Below are 18,109 nucleotides of genomic sequence, written 5' to 3' on the forward strand. Positions count from 1 at the left end.
TCAACCGAGCGGACGCGGCGAAGCCGCAACGGAGTGGACGTCCACCAGGCAGTCGTAGAAGCTCGGCGCACGTCCCAGGTCGGTCAGCCGCTGGTGCGTCAGCTCGTTGACGTTGCTGCCGCGCAGGCCGAGCTTGCGCCACCAGATGCCCAGGCCGTTGACGACGCCGGGCCGCGCCCGCCCGCCGAGCGAGGCCTTGCAGAAGTACTCGCCGCGGTCGTTGAACACGCGCACCAGCGCGCCGTCGACGATGCCGCGCGGGGCCGCATCGTCGGCATGGATCTCGAGCAGCGGCTCGCCCTCGATGTCGCGCAGGCTCTTGACGTTGACGAAGCTGGAGTTGAGGAAGTTGCGCGCCGGCGGCGAGATCATCGCCAGCGGGTAGCGCGCGGCCAGCTCGGGGGTGCTGAGCGCGGACTCGTGGTTGGGCAGGAAGTCGGGGCAGGCGATGCCCGGCGCCTCGACGCGGCAGCGGCCGCTGGGGGTCGGGAAACCGCCCTGCGCGAACGGCGCCTCGGGCAGCGGCAGCTGCACCCAGCCGCGCTCCCGCAGGTCCTCGAAGCGCACACGCTCGCCGAAGGCCTGGCGAGCCAGCGCTTCGTCGTCGTCGGCGAAGCAGGCGTCGCCGTAGCCCATGCGGGCGGCCAGGCGGCGGAAGATCTCGGTGTTGGGCAGCGCCTCGCCGAGCGGCGCGACCGCCGCCTCGTTGATCAGCACCGAGGTGTGGCCGTAGCTGCGGTGCACGTCCAGGTGCTCGAGCTGCGTGGTCGCCGGCAGCACGTAGTCGGCGTGATCGGCGGTATCGGTGAGGAAGTGCTCGAGCACCACGGTGAACAGGTCCTCGCGCGCGAACCCCCGCACCACCTTCGGCGACTCGGGCGCCACCGCGACCGGGTTGCTGTTGTAGACGACCAGCGCCTCGATCCTCGGGCCGAAGGCGGGCGAGGCCTCGCGCAGCAGCTCGTCGCCGATCGTGCTCATGTTGATGGTGCGCGGCCGCCGTGCGCCCAGCAGGTCCGGCCGCTGCAGCGCCGCGTGGGCTATCGGGTACCAGCCGCTGCTCGACAGCAGCAGACCGCCGGCCCGATGCCGCCACGCGCCGACCAGGCAGGGCAGTGTCGCGATCAGGCGCACCGCGTTGCCGCCACCGCGCACGCGCTGCATACCGTAGTTGAGGCGGATCGCGGCCGGCTTCGCCGCGGCGTAGTCGCGTGCCAAGCCGCGCACCTCGTCGGGCGTCAGGCCGCAGACCTCGGCGGCGCGTTCGGGCGTCCAGGCCAGGGCCTTGTCGCGCAGCGCCGGCCAGCCCTCGACGTACCGCTCGATGTAGTCGTGGTCCAGGGCGTCGTCGCGGATCAGTTCATGGACCAGGCCCAGCGCCAGCGCCCCGTCGGTCCCGGGGCGCAGCGCGATGTGCTGGTGGCACTTGTCCGCCGTCTCGGTACGGCGCGGATCGATGCAGATCAAGCGCGCGCCGTTGCGCTTGGCCTGCTGCGCGTAGGTCCAGAAGTGCAGGTTGGACGCGATGCTGTTGCTGCCCCAGATCAGGATCAGCCGGGCCTCGGCGAAATGCTCGACATGCATGCCGACCTTGCCGCCGTAGCTCTGGGTCAGGGCCTCGGCGCCGGCGCTGGCGCAGATCGTGCGATCGAGCAGCGACGCGCCGAGCCGGTGGAAGAAGCGCTGGGCCATGCTCTCGCCCTGCACCAGACCCATGGTCCCGGCATAGCTGTACGGGACGACGGCCTCGGGGTCGCGCGCTGCGATGGCGGCCAGCCGGCCGGCGATATCGGCCAGCGCCTCGTCCCAGCCGACGCGCACGAACTCGCCGCGCCCCTTGGGCCCGACGCGCTTGAGCGGGTGCAGCACCCGCTCGGCGTGATAGGTCCGCTCGGCGTAGCGCGAGACCTTGGTGCACAGCGCGCCGTGCGTCGTCGGATGGTCGGGATCGCCCTGCACCCGGGTGACGCGATCGCCTTCGACGGTGATGCGCAGCGCGCAGGTGTCGGGGCAGTCGTGCGGGCAGGCGCCGCGGACGACGCGCTCCGTTTCGCGAACAGTGGAACTCATCACGAAATCATGTCACACGCGCGGCCGGGGACTCGGCGAGTTGTGGTCGAACGGACATATGTCGCTAGCAATGCCGGGACCCCGCGGCTATTCTCTTCAGCGATTCGCAAGCCAGCCATTAAGTCTTGGCGAAGCAAGCACTTAGACGCTGTTGTTGGGAACCCGCATGAACCGTCGCGACCTGATCCGGCAGATCGCCGCCACCGGGGCCAGTCTGGCCCTGCCCGCCCTGGCCCAGGAGGGTCGGACCATCGTGCTGGGACAGTCGGCCGCGTTCAGCGGCCCGGCCGCGCAGCTGGGCATCCAGATGAACAAGGGCGCGAGGATCTTCTTCGACCAGGTCAACGCCAGCGGCGGCATCAACAACCATTCGATCGACCTGCGCACCGCCGACGACGGCTACGAGCCCGATCGCTGCAAGGCCAACACCGAGAAGTTCATCAAGGACGAGGTGTTCGCGCTCTTCGGCTACGTCGGCACGCCGACCTGCCTGGCCGCGCTGCCCCTGATCAACGAAGCCAAGATCCCGTTCTTCGGGCCGTTCACCGGTGCCGAGGCGCTGCGCGATCCGTTCAGCCGCTATGTCTTCCACCTGCGTGGCTCGTACTACGACGAGACGGCGCTGATCGTGAAGCAGCTGACCTCGCTGGGCCTGAACAAGATCGCGGTCTTCTACCAGGACGACGCCTACGGCAAGGCCGGCCTGGAAGGCGTGACGCGCGCGCTGAAGGCGCTGAACCTGTCGCCGGTCGCGCTGGGCACGGTGCAGCGCAACACCGTCGACGTGGCCAAGGCGGTGGCGGAGATCGTGCCGAAGCAACCCAACGCCGTGGTGCAGATCAGCGCCTACAAGAGCTGCGCGGCCTTCATCCGCGAGGCCCGCAAGGCCGGCTACGGCGGCACCTTCTACAACGTGAGCTTCGTGGGCACGCAGGCCCTGGCCGACGAGCTGGGCCGCGAAGGCCGCGGCGTCATGGTGAGCCAGGTGATGCCCTTCCCCTTCAGCACCACGACGCCGATCGCGCGCGAGTACCTGGAGGCCGTCCGCAAGGCCGGCGCCGATGCCACCGCAAACTACTCGAGCATGGAAGGCTACCTGGCGGCGAAGGTATTCGCCGAGGGCCTGAGGCGCGCCGGGCGCAACCCGTCGCGCGAAGCGCTCATCAACGGCCTCGAATCGATCAACAGCGCCAACTTCGGTGGATTCAACGTCAACTTCGGGCCGCGCGACCACGTGGCCTCGAGCTTCGTCGACCTGTCGATGCTGACCGAAGACGGCAAGGTCCGCCGCTAAACGCAGGAGCAGTGCAACATGCAACGCCGCCAGTTCATCCAACGACTCGGCGGCGCTGCTGCCGCAACGCTCGCCCTGCCGACACAGGCCCAGGCCGAGCGCAACCGCATCGTGCTGGGACAGTCGGCAGCGCTCAGCGGCCCGGCCGCCGAGCTGGGCCTGCAATTCCAGCGCGGCGCGAAGCTCTACTTCGAGCGCCTCAACGCGCGCGGCGGCATCAACGGCCGCGTGATCGAGCTGCGCAGCCTGGACGACGGCTACGAGCCCGAGCGTTGCAAGGCCAACACCGAACGCCTGATCCGCGAAGAGGTGTTCGCACTGTTCGGCTACATCGGCACGCCCACCAGCCTGGCGGCGCTGCCGCTGGCCACCGCGGCCAAGGTCCCCTTCGTCGCCCCCTTCACCGGTGCGCAGGCCCTGCGCGATCCGTTCAACCGCTACGCCTTCCACGTGCGCGCGTCCTACTTCGACGAGACCGCGCGCATCGTCAACCAGCTGGCCTCGCTGGGCACGAAGAAGATCGCGGTCTTCCACCAGAACGACAGCTACGGCCAGGCCGGCCTGGACGGCGTGACCCGCGCGATGAAGACGCTGGGGCTGACGCCGGTGGCCACGGCCACGGTCGAGCGCAATTCGGTCGAGGTGGCCGACGCCGTCAAGGCCATCACCGGGGCCGGACCCGAGGCCGTGGTCCAGATCAGCGCCTACAAGAGCTGCGCCGCCTTCATCCGCGCAGCGCGCAAGGCCGGCTACGGCGGCGGCTTCTACAACGTCAGCTTCGTCGGCACGGCGGCGCTCAGCCGCGAGCTGGGCGCCGACGCGCGCGGCGTCGTCGTCAGCCAGGTGATGCCCTATCCCTTCGCCCCGGTGTCGCCGCTGGCCGGCGAGTACCTGGCCGCCGGGCAGGGCGCGGCGGACTTCGAGGTCAACTACAGCAGCATGGAAGGCTATGTCGCCGCCAAGGTGCTGGCCGAAGCCCTGCGGCGCACCACCGGCGCTTCGCGCGAGGACCTGGTCGGCGGGCTGGAGAACCTGCGAGAGCACGACCTCGGCGGCTTCTTCGTCGACTTCAACGCCCGCAAGCACACCGGATCGACCTTTGCCGAGATGACCATCCTGACCCAGGACGGACGCGTCAGGCGCTGAACCGGGCGCCGCCCCGGCGCTACCATCGCCGCTCGAGGGCGCCAGCCCTGAGGAGCGCACGATGCAGTTGATCGAATCCATCCTCGCCGACAGCGCGGCCGTCGCCGCCATCCGCCGCGACCTGCACGCCCATCCGGAGCTGTGCTTCCAGGAGCAGCGCACCTCCGACGTCATCGCGAAGGCGCTCGCCGACTGGGGCATCCCGGTGCACCGCGGCCTGGGCACGACCGGCGTCGTGGGCATCGTGAAGAACGGCTCGTCGTCGCGCGCCGTGGGCCTGCGCGCCGACATCGACGCGCTGCCCATCACCGAGCACAACCGCTTCGCGCACGCCAGCAAGCACCCCGGCAAGATGCACGCCTGCGGCCACGACGGCCACACGGCGATGCTGCTGGCGGCGGCCAAGCACCTGGCCCGGCACCGCCACTTCGACGGCACCGTCTACCTGATCTTCCAGCCGGCCGAGGAAGGCGGCGGCGGCGCGCGCGAGATGATCAAGGACGGCCTGTTCGACCGGTTCCCCATGGAGGCGGTGTTCGGTGCCCACAACTGGCCGGGGCTCGGGGCCGGCCAGTTCGCGCTCCGGGCCGGGCCGGTCTTCGCCAGCAGCAACGAGTTCAAGATCACGATCCGCGGCAAGGGCTCGCACGGCGCGATGCCGCACCTGGGCATCGATCCGGTGCCGGTGGCCTGCCAGATGGTGCAGGCCTTCCAGACCATCATCACGCGCAACAAGCGGCCGCTGGACACCGGCGTGATCTCGGTGACGATGATCCACACCGGCGAGGCCACGAACGTGGTGCCCGACCACTGCGTGCTCGAGGGCACGGTGCGCACCTTCACCACGGAGGTCCTCGACCTGATCGAGCGCCGCATGAGGATCGTCGCCGAGCAGACCTGCGCCGCCTTCGAGGCCGGCTGCGAGTTCGAGTTCTCGCGCAACTACCCGCCGACGATCAACCATGCGGCAGAGACCGCGTTCGCGCGCACGGTGATGGCCGACGTCGTCGGTCCCGAGAACGTGCTCGAGTTCGAGCCGACGATGGGCGCCGAGGACTTCAGCTATTACCTGCAGCACCGGCCCGGCTGCTACTTCGTGATCGGCAACGGCGACGGCGCGCATCGCGAAGGCGGCCACGGGCTGGGTCCCTGCATGCTGCACAACCCCAGTTACGACTTCAACGACGACCTGATCCCGCTGGGTGCGACGCTGTGGGTGCGCCTGGCCGAGCGCTGGCTCGCCCCGGCGGCGCCCGGCTAGTCGCGCAGGCGCGCCAGCAGGCCGGCCGTCGACGCGTCGAGGCCCGTCACATCGCCGCTGTCCAGGCGCGGCAGCAGCTGATTGCACAGCACCTTGCCCAGTTCGACGCCCCACTGGTCGAAGCTGTTGATGCCCCAGACCGCCCCGCTGCTGAAGACACGGTGCTCGTAGAGGGCGACCAGCGCCCCGAGGCTCGTCGGGTCGAGACGATCGAGCAGCAGCGTCGTGCTGGGTCGATTGCCGGGGAAGCTGCGATGCCGCGCGACGGCCTGCCGCGACATCTGCGGCGAGGCGGTCGACGGCGACTCGAGCAGGGCTTCCTGCGCCGTCTTGCCCAGCATCAGCGCCTGCGATTGCGCCAGGCAGTTGGCCAGCAGCTTGCGATGCTGGTCCTCGAACGCGGCCCGTACCGCTGGCGCGAAGCCGAGCGGGCCGTGGCTGGTCGCGCGCACCGCGATGAACTCGACCGGGATCGTGTCCGTGCCCTGGTGCAGCATCTGGAAGTAGGCGTGCTGGCCGTTGGTCCCGGGCTCGCCCCAGACGACCGGCGCCGTCGCGACGCGCAGCGCCTCGCCCTGCGCGTCGACGCGCTTGCCGTTGCTCTCCATCTCGAGCTGCTGCAGGTAGGCCGGCAGACGCCGCAGGCCCTGGTGGTATGGCGCAACGCTGCGGCTCGCGAAGCCGTGGAAGTTGCGGTACCAGACGTCGAGCAGGCCCAGCAGCACGGGCAGGTTGCGCTCGAGCGGCGCCTCGGCGAAGTGGCGGTCCATCGCATGCGCGCCAGCCAGCATCGCGCGGAAGTGGTCGGCACCGATCGCGATCGCCAGCGGCAGGCCGATCGCCGACCACAGCGAGTAGCGACCGCCGACCCAGTCCCAGAAGCCGAAGCTGGTGGTGATCCCGAAGGCCGCGGCGGCCTCGACGTTGGTGGTCGTGGCGACGAAGTGCTTCGCGATGTCGGTGCCGCCAGCTGCCAGGAACCAGGCCTTGGCGGCCTGCGCGTTGGCCATCGTCTCCTGCGTCGTGAAGGTCTTGGAGGCGACGACGAACAGCGTGTGCCGCGGATCGAGCCGCCGCAGCAGCGGACCCAGGTCGTGGCCGTCGACGTTGGCGACGAAATGGCTGTTCAGTTGTGGATGGGCATAGCCCGCCAGTGCCGCTGCCGCCATCTGCGGACCCAGGTCGGAGCCGCCGATCCCGATGTTCACGACGTCGCGGATGCCGCTGGACTCGACCTGCCGGACCCGGTCGGCGTAGGCCAGCATCGCATCCAGCGTCGCATGCACCTCCGCCGAGAACGGCGCGCTGCCGCGCGGGGCACGCAGTGCCGTGTGCAGCACCGCGCGCGACTCGCTGTCGTTGACCGGCTCGCCGGCCAGCATGCGATCGCGGCGCGCCTCGAGCCCCGTCTCCCGGGCGAGGTCCAGCAGGAAATGCAGCGTGGCGGTGTCGAGCAGGTTCTTCGACAGGTCGGCGAAGACCGACGGGGCTTCGAAGCTGAGGGACGTGTGGCGGTGCGGATCGCGGGCAAAGGCCTCGCGCAGGTCGAAGTCGCGGCCATGCGCCTGGAAATGCCCCTGCAGCGCGCTCCAGGCTGCCGTCTGGTCGCAGGCCACGGCGCGACTCACAGCGCGCGGATCCGCTGCTCGAGCCGCTGCGCGTCGGCCGCAGCGGCCCGCACGCCGGATGCCAGCCGCTCGCTCGCCACGGCATCGTCGTTCAAGGCGTAGCGAAAGCTCGGCTCGTTGTAGCTCGAGGCCTTGGCATCGCAATGAAGCGCTGCATCGGGATCCAGGGCGCGGGCCAGCGGCGCCTGGCTGGCCTGCAACTGCGCCAGCAGGTCGAGGTCGAGCGCGATCAGGTCGCAACCGCTCAGCGCCAGCGCCTGCGCGACGTCGTTCAGGCCGTCGGCCATGACCTCGGTATCGACGCCGAACTTGCGGAAGTAGCGCCAGACGCCGGCCGCCACATCGGCACCCGCCGACAGCAGCGGCACGCCGGCCTCGCCGGCCGCCACCGCCTGGCACGGTGCGAAGACGCAGGCCAGGTGGGTGTGCACGCCGTGGTGGCCCAGGGCCTTGGCGGCCTGGAGGCCCTCCCAGGTCGCGGGGATGCGCACCCGCAGCCGGTCGGGCGGCAGGCCTTCGGATTCGTACAGGCTGGCGATGCGCTGGGCACGCGCGACGATCGCGGCGGTGTCGAAGCTCGAGCGCGCGTCGAGCTCGGTGGAGACCCAGCCCGGCACGACGCCGAGCAGCTCGCAGCCGAAACGCACGAGCAGCCGGTCGAGCAGTGCATCAGGCGGCTGGCCGCGATGGGTCGCGACGGTCTGCGCCAGCAGCGGCGCGCAGACAGGGTCGTCCAGCGCCTCGAGGACACGCGCCATGCCAAGGCTCGCGGCGTGCGGCGCGAACGCGCTCAACCGGCCGAACCGTGCGGTGTCGGCGACCACGGGCGAGAGAAGCTGGAGCTGCTCGAGTTGGCTGGGCATGCGACATCGGCAAGAGCCGTCGCGACGATGATAGACCGCAGCCCGCCGTCGCCCGACCGAGGGTCAGGCGACGCTGGCGTCTTCCTGCGTGAGCAATTCGGCGATTCCGTACAGCTCGGCCAGCTCGCGCAGGTGCTGCGGCAGGGAACGCAGTTCGTAGCGCTTGCCCCAGGCCTGGGCCAGCCGCCGGCACTCGATCAGCACGGCCAGCGCGCTGGAGTCGAAGTGCTGCAGCTGCGAGCCGTCGATGACCAGCAGCGGCTCGGCCTCGCGTTCGAGCGAGACCTTGAGCAGTCGCAGCGTGTCGCGCGCCTCGCGCAAGGTCAGCGTGTCGGGCAGCAGCAGCGTCGTCATCGCTCGCCGGCCTCAGCTCTTGGCGGCCGCCGCCTTGTTGCGCTCGGCCAGCTTGGCGATCAGGCCGTCGATGCCGTTGGCCGAGATCTCCTGCGCGAAGCTGTTGCGGTAGTTCTCGACCAGCCACACGCCGAGCACGTTGACGTCGTAGATCTTCCAGCCGTCGGAAGTCTTCTCCAGGCGATAGTCCAGCTGGATCGCATCACCGCGTCCCTTGACCTCGGTGCGCACGACGACCTCGGTGTCCTCGGGCTTGCTGCGCAGCGGCCGCAACTCCACGACCTGATCGCGGACCTGGGTCAGTGCGCCCGAATAGGTGCGCACCAGCAGGGTCTTGAACTCGGCCTGCAGCTTCTGCTGCTGCTCGGGGCTGGCCTGACGCCAGTAGCGACCGACGGCCGACGCCGTCATGCGCTGGAAGTTGACGTGCGGCAGCACCTTGGCGTCGACCAGGGCCATGATCTTCTTCAGGTCACCGGCCTGGATGGCCTTGTCGGCCTTCACGCTGTCGATGACCTCGGTCGAGACCTGCTTGACCAGCGCATCCGGAGTCTGGACTTCGGCGCGGACCGGCGACTGCAGCAAGCCCAGCGACACGAGGCCCGTGGCGGCCAGGCGAGCGAGGAATTGACGTTTCTTCATAGAACCTTTCTGCAGTGATCGCTCACATGATGATCTGCTTGGAGGCGCGGACCGGGGACCGGGTTCACCACGCTACAAGGCGTTGCATCTCAACGCACGCGCCGGCACCCCGGTGGACGCCGGTCAGCACGACTGCTCAGCGATCCGGCGCGCTCGCGGCCGCAGGCGCCGGCGCGGCACTCGCGCCCGGAGCCGCCGGCAGCGGCAGATCGTAGCGCTCGTTGTCGCCGTCGGGCGGAGCGCCGTCGTAGATCAGGCTGCGCCGACGCTGCAGGTAGGCGTCCCGGATGAAGGTGTACTTGTCGAGTGCGATGTCGTCGAGCAGGCCGGTCGCACCCAGCAGGTTGGCCCGGGCGTTGACGACCCGCACGGCCGTCAGCGTGTTGCGCACCGCGATCGAGTGGGCGATCTGGTCCGGCGACGCCTTGATGTCCACCGGCAGGCCGACCACATCGCGGATCGTCGACGGACCGAGGATCGGCAGCACCAGGTAGGCGCCGGCCGGCACGCCCCAGCGGCCCAGCGTCTGACCGAAGTCCTCGTAGTGCGGATCGAGACCCAGCTCGCTGGCCCAGTCGACGAATCCGCCGGCGCCCAGCACGGTGTTGGTGCCGAAGCGGATGAAGTCGCTGGCGCCGTCGCCGAAGCGGCCCTGCAACACCAGGTTCACCGCCGACCACGCGTCACGCAGGTTGTTGAAGAAGTTGCTGACGCCGAGCCGGATGGTCTGAGGCACGATGTCGCGATAGACCGTGGCCGGCGGCACGATCACGTACTTGTCGACACCCTCGTTGAAGGCGAAGACCTGCCGGTTGAGCTTCTCGAGCGGGTCGGGGCGCTGCGCGGTCGCACAGCCCGCCAGCAGCAGGCTGGCGCCCACCGCGAGCGCGACCAGGCGTCGAGGGGACGATCGCGTCACTTCTTGCCCCCCTCGGCCGTGCCGGTGTCCGCGGCCTTGTCGTAGAGGAACTGGCTGATCAGGTTCTCCAGCACCACGGCGGACTGCGTCATCGAGATCTTGTCGCCGCCGGCAAGCAGCTTCTCCTCGGCCCCGGGTTCGATGCCGATGTACTGCTCGCCGAGCAGGCCGGACGTGAGGATCTTGGCCGAGCTGTCCTTCGGAAAGCTGAAGCGCTTCTCGAAGTCCAGGTCGACGCGGGCCTGGTAGGTGGTCGTGTCGAAGCCGATCGCCGCCACGCGGCCCACGACCACGCCGGCGCTCTTGACCGGTGCCCGAACCTTGAGGCCACCGATGTTGTCGAAGCGCGCCGAGACCGTGTACGTGTCCTCGAAGCTCAGGCTCAGCAGGTTGCCGGCCTTCAGCGCGAGGAACAGGATCGCGGCCGCGCCGATCATCACGAACAGGCCGACCCAGAGGTCGTTCTTGGATTTCTGCATCTTGTCTCTCCTGGTGCGCGATGCCTCAGATGGAGAACATCATCGCGGTCAGCACGAAGTCGAGGCCCAGCACCGCCAGCGAGGCGACCACCACGGTGCGCGTCGTGGCTCGCGACACGCCTTCGGGCGTCGGCTGGCAGGTGTAGCCCTGCCACAGCGCGACGAAGGTGACGGTGATGCCGAACACCACGCTCTTGACGATGCCGTTGCCGACGTCCTTGAACACGTCCACGCCGCCCTGCATCTGCGACCAGAAGCCGCCGGCGTCGATGCCGATCAGCAGGACGCCGACGACATAGCCGCCGATGATGCCGACCGCGCTGAACACCGCGGCCAGCAAGGGCATCACGATCACGCCACCCCAGAAGCGTGGAGCCAGCACGCGCTGCACGGGGTCGACGGCCATCATCTCCATCGCGGTCAGTTGCTCGCCGGCCTTCATCAGGCCGATCTCGGCAGTCAACGAGGTGCCGGCGCGGCCGGCGAACAGCAGCGCGGTGACGACCGGCCCGAGTTCGCGCACCAGCGACAGCGCCACCAGCAGGCCGAGCGCTTCCGACGAACCGTAGCGTTGCAGCGTGTAGTAGCCCTGCAGCCCGAGCACGAAGCCGACGAACAGCCCCGAGACGGTGATGATGGCCAGCGAGTGGTTGCCGAGGAAGTGGACCTGGTCGACGATCAGCCGCACGCGCTGGAAGGCGCTGGCGGCGCTGGCCGCCAGCCGCGCGAAGAGCCGCGTCGCCGCGCCGATGTCCGCGAGCTTGCTCCGCACGGCCAGGCCGACGTCGGCGGGTTGGTACCAGCTCATCGGGCCCCCACGCCGAAATCCTCGCCGACGGCCGTCGCGGGGTAGTGGAAGCGCACCGGACCGTCGGGCTCGGCATCGACGAACTGGCGCACCAGCGGATCGCTGCTCTCTCGCATCTCGGTCGGCGTGCCTTGCGCGACGACACCGCCGTTGGCGATGAAGACCACGTGGTCGGCGATCCCGAAGGTCTCGTCGACGTCGTGCGATACGACGATGCTCGTGATCCCCAGCGACTGGTTCAGCTCCTTGATCAGCCGCGCCGCCACGCCCATCGAGATCGGATCCAGGCCGGCGAAGGGCTCGTCGTAGAGCATCAGTTCGGGGTCGAGCGCGATGGCCCGCGCCAGCGCGACACGGCGCGCCATGCCGCCCGAGACCTGGCTGGGCATCAGGTCGCGCGCGCCGCGCAGTCCCACCGCGTTGAGCTTCATCAGCACCAGGTCGCGGATCATCGATTCGGACAGCCCACTGTGCTCGCGCAGCGGAAACGCCACGTTGTCGAACACCGAGAGATCGGTGAACAGCGCCCCGAACTGGAACAGCATGCCCATGCGGCGCCGCGCGGCGTAGAGGCCGTCGCGGTCCAGAGTCGCCAGGTCGGTCCCGTCGAACAGCACCTGGCCGCTCATCGGGTCGATCTGCCGGCCGATCAGCCGCAGCACGGTCGTCTTGCCACCGCCCGAGGTTCCCATCAGCGCCACCACGCTGCCGCGCGGCACGACCAGGTCGACATCGCGCAGGATGACGCGATCGCCATAGCCGCAGGTGACCTGCCTGATTTCGACGAGAGCGGGGGAGCGGTCGGGACTCGACGGCGCTGTTGGACTTGTCATGGGCCGGAGGGGGCCGGCGTCATGGGGACGCGGCCGCCGGGATGATAGGGGATAACACCGAGCCGCGTCGGCCCGGTGCCACCCGGCCCGGGCTAGCGGGGCAGGTCGCTGCAGCCCATCAGGAACTCGTCGACGGCCCGCGCGGCCTGGCGGCCCTCGCGGATCGCCCAGACGACCAGCGACTGCCCGCGCCGCATGTCGCCGGCCGCGAAGACCTTGGCCACGTTGGTCTTGTAGCCGCCGATGAAGTCCGTGCCGGCCCTGGCGTTGCCGCGCGCATCCTTCTCGACGCCGAAGCCCTCGAGGATGGACGCGACCGGGTTGACGAACCCCATGGCCAGCAGCACCAGATCGGCCTTCAGGACCTGCTCGCTGCCGGGCACCTCGACCATCTTGCCGCCCTGCCATTCCACACGGACGGTCTTCAGCGCCGTGACCCGGCCCTGGTCCTTGCCGTCGCCGCCGATGAACTCCTTGGTGGCGATCGCGAACTCGCGCTCGCAGCCTTCCTCGTGGCTGGAACTGGTGCGCAGCTTGACGGGCCAGTACGGCCAGGTCAGCGGCTTGTCCTCTTCCTCGGGCGGCTGAGGCAGCAGCTCGAACTGCGTCACGCTCTTCGCGCCATGGCGATTGCTGGTGCCCACGCAGTCGCTGCCGGTGTCGCCGCCGCCGATCACGATCACGTGCTTGCCGTCGGCCCGCAACTGCGACTTCAGCTTGTCCCCGGCATTGATCTTGTTCTGCTGCGGCAGGAACTCCATCGCGAAGTGGACGCCGTCCAGATCGCGGCCCGGTACCGGCAGATCGCGCGACTGTTCCGCCCCGCCGGTCAGCAGGACCGCATCGAACTCGGCGAGCAGCTGCTGGGGGGCGATGATCTCCTTGGCCCAGTTGGTGACCTTGCTGCCTTCCGGCAGGTGGCCGACCAGCACACCGGTGCGGAAACTCACGCCTTCGGCCTTCATCTGGTCGACGCGCCGGTCGATGTGCGACTTCTCCATCTTGAAGTCGGGGATGCCGTAGCGCAGCAGGCCGCCGATGCGATCGTTCTTCTCGAACAGCGTCACGTCGTGGCCGGCACGCGCCAGCTGCTGGGCCGCGGCCATGCCGGCAGGGCCGGAGCCGACGACCGCGACCTTGCGGCCGGTCTTGTGCTTCGCCGGCTGCGGCTGCACCCAGCCCTCGGCCCAGGCGCGATCGATGATCGCGTGCTCGATCGACTTGATGCCCACCGGATCGTCGTTGACGTTGAGCGTGCAGGCGGCTTCGCAGGGTGCCGGGCAGATGCGTCCGGTGAACTCGGGGAAGTTGTTGGTCGAGTGCAGAACCGCGATCGCGTTCTTCCAGTCTCCGCGATACACCAGGTCGTTGAAGTCCGGGATGATGTTGTTGACCGGGCAGCCCGAGTTGCAGAACGGCGTGCCGCAGTCCATGCAGCGTGCGCCCTGCACCCGCGCCTCATCGTCCTTGAGGCCGATGACGAATTCCTTGTAGTGCTTGACGCGCTCGGCGACCGGCGCGTAGCCCTCTTCGAGCCGTTCGAATTCCAGGAAACCGGTGACCTTGCCCATGTTGCTGATTCCTGTGATCGATTACTTGGCCGGCACGGCCTTGCCGGCGGCCTTCTTCTCGCTGCCTCTGGCCTTGGCGATCGTCTCGGTGGCCTCTCTCTTGGCACCCAGTTCGCCGAGCGCGCGCTTGTACTCGCTCGGGAAGACCTTGACGAAGCGGCCACGCGCCTGGACCCAGTGGTCGAGGATCTCGCGTGCACGCAGTGACCCGGTCCACTTGTGGTGGTCCTCGATCAGCTTGCGCAGCAGCAGTTCGTCGGCCACGCCCTTGTGGAAGATCGCGGCATCCTGCGATGCGCGCTGCTCGTCGGCCGGCAGGACCTTGTCGAGCGCGACCATCGCCGTGTTGCAGCGGGTCGCGAACGTGCCGTCTTCGTCGTAGACATACGCCATGCCGCCCGACATGCCGGCCGCGAAGTTTCGACCGGTCTTGCCGAGTACGACGACGGTGCCGCCGGTCATGTACTCGCAGCCATGATCGCCGGTGCCTTCGACCACCGCGGTGGCGCCCGACAGCCGCACCGCGAAGCGCTCGCCCGCCACGCCGCGGAAGAAGGCCTCGCCGCTGGTCGCACCGTAGAGCACGGTGTTGCCGACGATGATGTTCTGCGTCGCGTCACCGCGGAACTCGATGCTCGGCCGCACCACCACACGGCCGCCCGACAGGCCCTTGCCGGTGTAGTCGTTGGCGTCGCCGATCAGGTAGAGCGTGATGCCCTGCGCCAGGAAAGCGCCGAAGCTCTGGCCGCCCGTGCCCTCGAGCTGCATGAAGATCGTGTGGTCGGGCAGGCCCTCGGGGCGATGGCGGATCAGCTCGCCCGACAGCATCGCGCCCACCGTGCGGTTGACGTTGCGCGCCTCGTCGATGAACTGCACCTTCTCGCCGCGCTCGATCGCCGGCTTGCACTTCTCGATCAGCTTGACGTCGAGCGCGCGCGCCAGGCCATGGTCCTGCTCGTCGACCTGCCGGCGCGGCACGTCGGCCGCGACCTTGGGCAGATGGAAGACGCGGCTGAAGTCCAGGCCCTTGGCCTTCCAGTGAGCGATGCCCTTCTTCGTGTCGAGCAGGTCGGCGCGGCCGATCAGGTCGTCGAACTTGCGGATGCCCAGCTGCGCCATGATCTGGCGCGCTTCCTCGGCGACGAAGAAGAAGAAGTTGACGACATGCTCGGGCTTGCCGGCGAACTTGCGCCGCAGCACCGGGTCCTGCGTGGCCACTCCCACCGGACAGGTGTTGAGGTGGCACTTGCGCATCATGATGCAGCCCTCGACGACCAGCGGCGCGGTCGCGAAGCCGAACTCGTCGGCGCCGAGCAGTGCGCCGATGACGACATCGCGGCCGGTCTTCATCTGGCCATCGGCCTGCACACGGATGCGACCGCGCAGACCGTTGAGCACCAGCGTCTGCTGGGTTTCGGCGAGGCCCAGCTCCCAGGGAGTCCCGGCGTGCTTGATGCTCGACCACGGCGAGGCGCCGGTGCCGCCGTCGTGGCCGGCGATCACCACATGATCCGACTTCGCCTTCGCGACGCCGGCTGCGATCGTGCCGACACCGACTTCGGACACCAGCTTGACGCTGATCGACGCACGCGGGTTGGCGTTCTTGAGGTCGTGGATGAGTTGCGCCAGATCCTCGATCGAATAGATGTCGTGGTGTGGCGGCGGGCTGATGAGGCCCACGCCCGGCACGCTGTAGCGCAGCATGCCGATGTAGTCCGACACCTTGCCGCCCGGCAGCTGGCCGCCTTCGCCCGGCTTGGCGCCCTGGGCCATCTTGATCTGGATCTGGTCGGCCGAGACCAGGTACTCGGTCGTCACGCCGAACCGGCCCGAGGCCACCTGCTTGATCCTGGAGCGCAGGCTGTCGCCGTCCTTCAACTCGTAGTCGGCCTCGATGACCTTGGCGCCGATCACGTCGGACACCTTGGTGCCGGCGGTGATCGGGATGCCCTTGAGTTCGTTGCGGTACCGCGCCGGATCCTCGCCGCCCTCGCCGGTGTTGGACTTGCCGCCGATGCGATTCATCGCGATCGCGAGCGTGGAATGCGCCTCGGTCGAGATCGAGCCGAGCGACATCGCCCCGGTGGCGAAACGCTTCACGATCTCGGCGGCCGGCTCGACCTCGTCGAGCGGAATCGCCTTGCCGGGATCGACCTTGAACTCGAACAGCCCGCGCAGTGTCATGTGCCGGCGCGACTGGTCGTTGATCAGCTGCGCGTATTCCTTGTAGGTCTCGAACTTGTTCGCACGCGCGCTGTGCTGCAGCTTGGCGATCGCGTCGGGCGTCCACATGTGCTCTTCGCCACGTGCGCGCCAGGCGTACTCGCCGCCGGCGTCCAGCATGCCCTCCAGCACCGGGTCGTCGCCGAAGGCCGCCTTGTGCATGCGGATGCCTTCCTCGGCCACCTCGAAGACGCCGATGCCGCCGACCTGCGAGGCCGTGCCGCGGAAGTACTTCTCGACCAGCCCCTTCTCCAGGCCGATCGCCTCGAAGAGCTGCGCGCCGCAATAGGACATGTAGGTCGACACGCCCATCTTGGACATGATCTTCGACAGGCCCTTGCCGATCGCCTTGACGTAGTTGTAGATCGCCTTGTCGGCGCTGAGGTCGCCCGGCAACTCCTTGTGCAAGGCGACCAGCGTCTCCATCGCCAGGTAGGGATGCACGGCTTCGGCGCCATAGCCCGCCAGCACGCCGAAGTGATGGACCTCGCGTGCCGAGCCCGTCTCGACAACGAGGCCGGCCGTCGTGCGCAAGCCCTCGCGGACGAGGTGCTGGTGGATGGCCGACAGCGCCAGCAGCGCCGGGATGGCGACGAAGTCGCGGCTCATCCGGCGGTCCGTGATGATGAGGATGTTGTGGCCGCTCTTGATCGCGTCCACCGCCTCGGCGCACAGGGAGGCCAGCTTCGCCTCGACGCCCTCGTCGCCCCAGGCGAACGGGTAGATGATGTCGAGTTCGTAGGACTTGAACTTGCCGTGCGTCGGCTTCTCGATCGTGCGCAGGCGCGCCATGTCCTCGAAGTCGAGGATGGGCTGCGAGACCTCCAGCCGCATCGGCGGGTTCACCGCGTTGATGTCCAGCAGGTTGGGCTTGGGGCCGATGAAACTGTTCAGCGACATCACGATGGCTTCGCGGATCGGGTCGATCGGCGGGTTCGTGACCTGCGCGAACATCTGCTTGAAGTAGTTGTACAGCGGCTTGTTCTTGTCGGACAGCACGGCCAGCGGCGAGTCGTTGCCCATCGAGCCGATGCCCTCCTCGCCGGCCTGGGCCATCGGGCTCATCAGGAACTTCAGGTCCTCCTGCGTGTAGCCGAAGGCCTGCTGGCGGTCGAGCAAGGTTTCGGCGAAGGCCGGCGCGTCATCGGACGGCGCCTGCACGTCCTCGAGCTTGATGCGCACGTTCTCGATCCACTGCCGGTAGGGCTTGGCCGAGGCATAGGTCGTCTTCAACTCCTCGTCGTCGACGATGCGGCCCTGCTCGAGGTCGATCAGGAACATCTTGCCGGGCTGGAGGCGCCACTTCTTGACGATCTTGTTCTCGGGGATCGGCAGCACGCCGGACTCCGAGGCCATGACCACCAGGTCGTCGTCGGTGACGATGTAGCGCGCCGGGCGCAGGCCGTTGCGGTCGAGCGTGGCGCCGATCTGCCGGCCGTCGGTGAACACCATCGCGGCCGGGCCGTCCCAGGGCTCGAGCATCGCGGCGTGGTACTCGTAGAACGCGCGACGGCGCTCGTCCATCGTCGTGTGCTGCTCCCAGGCCTCGGGGATCATCATCATCGCCGCATGGGCCAGCGGATAGCCTGCCATCGTCAGCAGCTCGAGCGCGTTGTCGAAGGTTGCGGTGTCGGACTGGCCTTCGAAGCTGATCGGGTAGAGCTTGTTCAGGTCGTCGCCGAGCACGGGGGACTTCATCACGCCCTGCCGCGCGCGCATCCAGTTGAAGTTGCCCTTGACGGTGTTGATCTCGCCGTTGTGCGCCACCATCCGGTAGGGGTGGGCCAGCGGCCATTCGGGGAAGGTGTTGGTCGAGAAGCGCTGGTGCACGAGCGCCAGCGACGAGACGACACGCTCGTCGGACAGGTCCTTGTAGTAGGTGCCGACCTGGTTGGCCAGCAGCAGGCCCTTGTAGATCACCGTGCGGCAGCTCATGCTGGGCACGTAGTACTCGTGGCTGTGGGTGAGCTTGAGCGCCTGGATGGCGCTGCTGGCGGTCTTGCGGATCACGTAGAGCT

At 68.7% G+C, this 18,109-nt stretch carries 14 protein-coding genes; 3 read left to right on the plus strand and 11 right to left on the minus strand.

What is annotated here, in order from left to right:
* A complete protein-coding gene (locus tag QZV97_RS07720; RefSeq protein ID WP_295640832.1) occupies positions 1-2,070 on the minus strand; it encodes a molybdopterin oxidoreductase family protein in 2,070 nt (689 codons plus the stop codon).
* A 166-nt stretch (positions 2,071-2,236) separates the two neighbouring features.
* Between QZV97_RS07720 and QZV97_RS07725 the strand changes: the two genes are divergently transcribed.
* The 3 genes from QZV97_RS07725 (at position 2,237) to QZV97_RS07735 (ending at position 5,771) form a co-directional block, all read left to right on the plus strand.
* Positions 2,237-3,364, plus strand: a complete 1,128-nt coding sequence (locus QZV97_RS07725; RefSeq protein WP_295640834.1) for an ABC transporter substrate-binding protein — start codon at positions 2,237-2,239, stop codon at positions 3,362-3,364.
* A gap of 18 nt (positions 3,365-3,382) precedes the next feature.
* Positions 3,383-4,510, plus strand: a complete 1,128-nt coding sequence (locus tag QZV97_RS07730; RefSeq protein WP_295640836.1) for an ABC transporter substrate-binding protein — start codon at positions 3,383-3,385, stop codon at positions 4,508-4,510.
* Positions 4,511-4,571: 61 nt separating this feature from the next.
* Entirely contained in the window at positions 4,572-5,771 is a 1,200-nt protein-coding gene (locus QZV97_RS07735; protein ID WP_295640839.1) for a M20 aminoacylase family protein, read from the plus strand.
* Here QZV97_RS07735 and pgi read toward each other — a convergent pair.
* The 10 genes from pgi to QZV97_RS07785 all read right to left on the minus strand — a co-directional run.
* On the minus strand, positions 5,768-7,399 hold the full coding sequence (pgi, locus tag QZV97_RS07740; protein ID WP_295640841.1) for a glucose-6-phosphate isomerase: 1,632 nt from the start codon (positions 7,397-7,399) through the stop codon (positions 5,768-5,770). The two genes, QZV97_RS07735 and pgi, sit on opposite strands and share 4 nt — an antisense overlap.
* The gene (locus QZV97_RS07745) at positions 7,396-8,262 is read right to left on the minus strand and encodes a transaldolase family protein (RefSeq protein ID WP_295640843.1); all 867 of its coding nucleotides are present in this window, start codon (positions 8,260-8,262) and stop codon (positions 7,396-7,398) included. The genes pgi and QZV97_RS07745 overlap by 4 nt, the downstream gene beginning before the upstream one ends.
* A gap of 63 nt (positions 8,263-8,325) precedes the next feature.
* The gene (locus QZV97_RS07750; protein ID WP_295640845.1) at positions 8,326-8,616 is read right to left on the minus strand and encodes an STAS domain-containing protein; all 291 of its coding nucleotides are present in this window, start codon (positions 8,614-8,616) and stop codon (positions 8,326-8,328) included.
* Positions 8,617-8,628: 12 nt separating this feature from the next.
* A complete protein-coding gene (locus QZV97_RS07755) occupies positions 8,629-9,258 on the minus strand; it encodes a phospholipid-binding protein MlaC (RefSeq protein ID WP_295640847.1) in 630 nt (209 codons plus the stop codon).
* Positions 9,259-9,394: 136 nt separating this feature from the next.
* Positions 9,395-10,177, minus strand: coding sequence for a VacJ family lipoprotein (locus tag QZV97_RS07760; RefSeq protein WP_295640849.1), 783 nt, complete (start codon positions 10,175-10,177; stop codon positions 9,395-9,397).
* On the minus strand, positions 10,174-10,656 hold the full coding sequence (gene mlaD, locus QZV97_RS07765; RefSeq protein ID WP_295640851.1) for an outer membrane lipid asymmetry maintenance protein MlaD: 483 nt from the start codon (positions 10,654-10,656) through the stop codon (positions 10,174-10,176). Before mlaD ends, QZV97_RS07760 begins: the two co-directional genes overlap by 4 nt.
* Before the next feature lie 25 nt (positions 10,657-10,681).
* Positions 10,682-11,464 carry a lipid asymmetry maintenance ABC transporter permease subunit MlaE gene (gene mlaE, locus QZV97_RS07770; protein WP_295640853.1) on the minus strand — a complete coding sequence of 261 codons (783 nt, stop codon included), beginning with the start codon at positions 11,462-11,464 and terminating at the stop codon, positions 10,682-10,684.
* The gene (locus QZV97_RS07775; protein WP_295640855.1) at positions 11,461-12,297 is read right to left on the minus strand and encodes an ABC transporter ATP-binding protein; all 837 of its coding nucleotides are present in this window, start codon (positions 12,295-12,297) and stop codon (positions 11,461-11,463) included. The genes mlaE and QZV97_RS07775 overlap by 4 nt, the downstream gene beginning before the upstream one ends.
* 92 nt (positions 12,298-12,389) lie before the next feature.
* The gene (locus QZV97_RS07780; RefSeq protein ID WP_295640857.1) at positions 12,390-13,868 is read right to left on the minus strand and encodes a glutamate synthase subunit beta; all 1,479 of its coding nucleotides are present in this window, start codon (positions 13,866-13,868) and stop codon (positions 12,390-12,392) included.
* A 21-nt stretch (positions 13,869-13,889) separates the two neighbouring features.
* Positions 13,890-18,109 (minus strand): glutamate synthase-related protein (locus QZV97_RS07785; protein ID WP_295640859.1); only part of this gene is annotated, 4,220 nt, incomplete at its 5' end.

It is taken from the genome of uncultured Methylibium sp. (genome assembly GCF_902826655.1).
In the GTDB taxonomy this organism is placed as follows: domain Bacteria; phylum Pseudomonadota; class Gammaproteobacteria; order Burkholderiales; family Burkholderiaceae_C; genus Methylibium.

What these genes read in the sequence shown, in the direction of transcription:
- QZV97_RS07730 (WP_295640836.1), top strand. Translation starts at nt 3,383, where the DNA reads ATGCAACGCCGCCAGTTCATCCAACGACTCGGCGGCGCTGCTGCCGCA.
- mlaD (WP_295640851.1), bottom strand. Translation starts at nt 10,656, where the DNA reads ATGCAGAAATCCAAGAACGACCTCTGGGTCGGCCTGTTCGTGATGATC.
- QZV97_RS07775 (WP_295640855.1), bottom strand. Translation starts at nt 12,297, where the DNA reads ATGACAAGTCCAACAGCGCCGTCGAGTCCCGACCGCTCCCCCGCTCTC.
- QZV97_RS07780 (WP_295640857.1), bottom strand. Translation starts at nt 13,868, where the DNA reads ATGGGCAAGGTCACCGGTTTCCTGGAATTCGAACGGCTCGAAGAGGGC.
- QZV97_RS07720 (WP_295640832.1), bottom strand. Translation starts at nt 2,070, where the DNA reads ATGAGTTCCACTGTTCGCGAAACGGAGCGCGTCGTCCGCGGCGCCTGC.
- mlaE (WP_295640853.1), bottom strand. Translation starts at nt 11,464, where the DNA reads ATGAGCTGGTACCAACCCGCCGACGTCGGCCTGGCCGTGCGGAGCAAG.
- QZV97_RS07755 (WP_295640847.1), bottom strand. Translation starts at nt 9,258, where the DNA reads ATGAAGAAACGTCAATTCCTCGCTCGCCTGGCCGCCACGGGCCTCGTG.
- QZV97_RS07735 (WP_295640839.1), top strand. Translation starts at nt 4,572, where the DNA reads ATGCAGTTGATCGAATCCATCCTCGCCGACAGCGCGGCCGTCGCCGCC.
- QZV97_RS07745 (WP_295640843.1), bottom strand. Translation starts at nt 8,262, where the DNA reads ATGCCCAGCCAACTCGAGCAGCTCCAGCTTCTCTCGCCCGTGGTCGCC.
- QZV97_RS07725 (WP_295640834.1), top strand. Translation starts at nt 2,237, where the DNA reads ATGAACCGTCGCGACCTGATCCGGCAGATCGCCGCCACCGGGGCCAGT.
- QZV97_RS07750 (WP_295640845.1), bottom strand. Translation starts at nt 8,616, where the DNA reads ATGACGACGCTGCTGCTGCCCGACACGCTGACCTTGCGCGAGGCGCGC.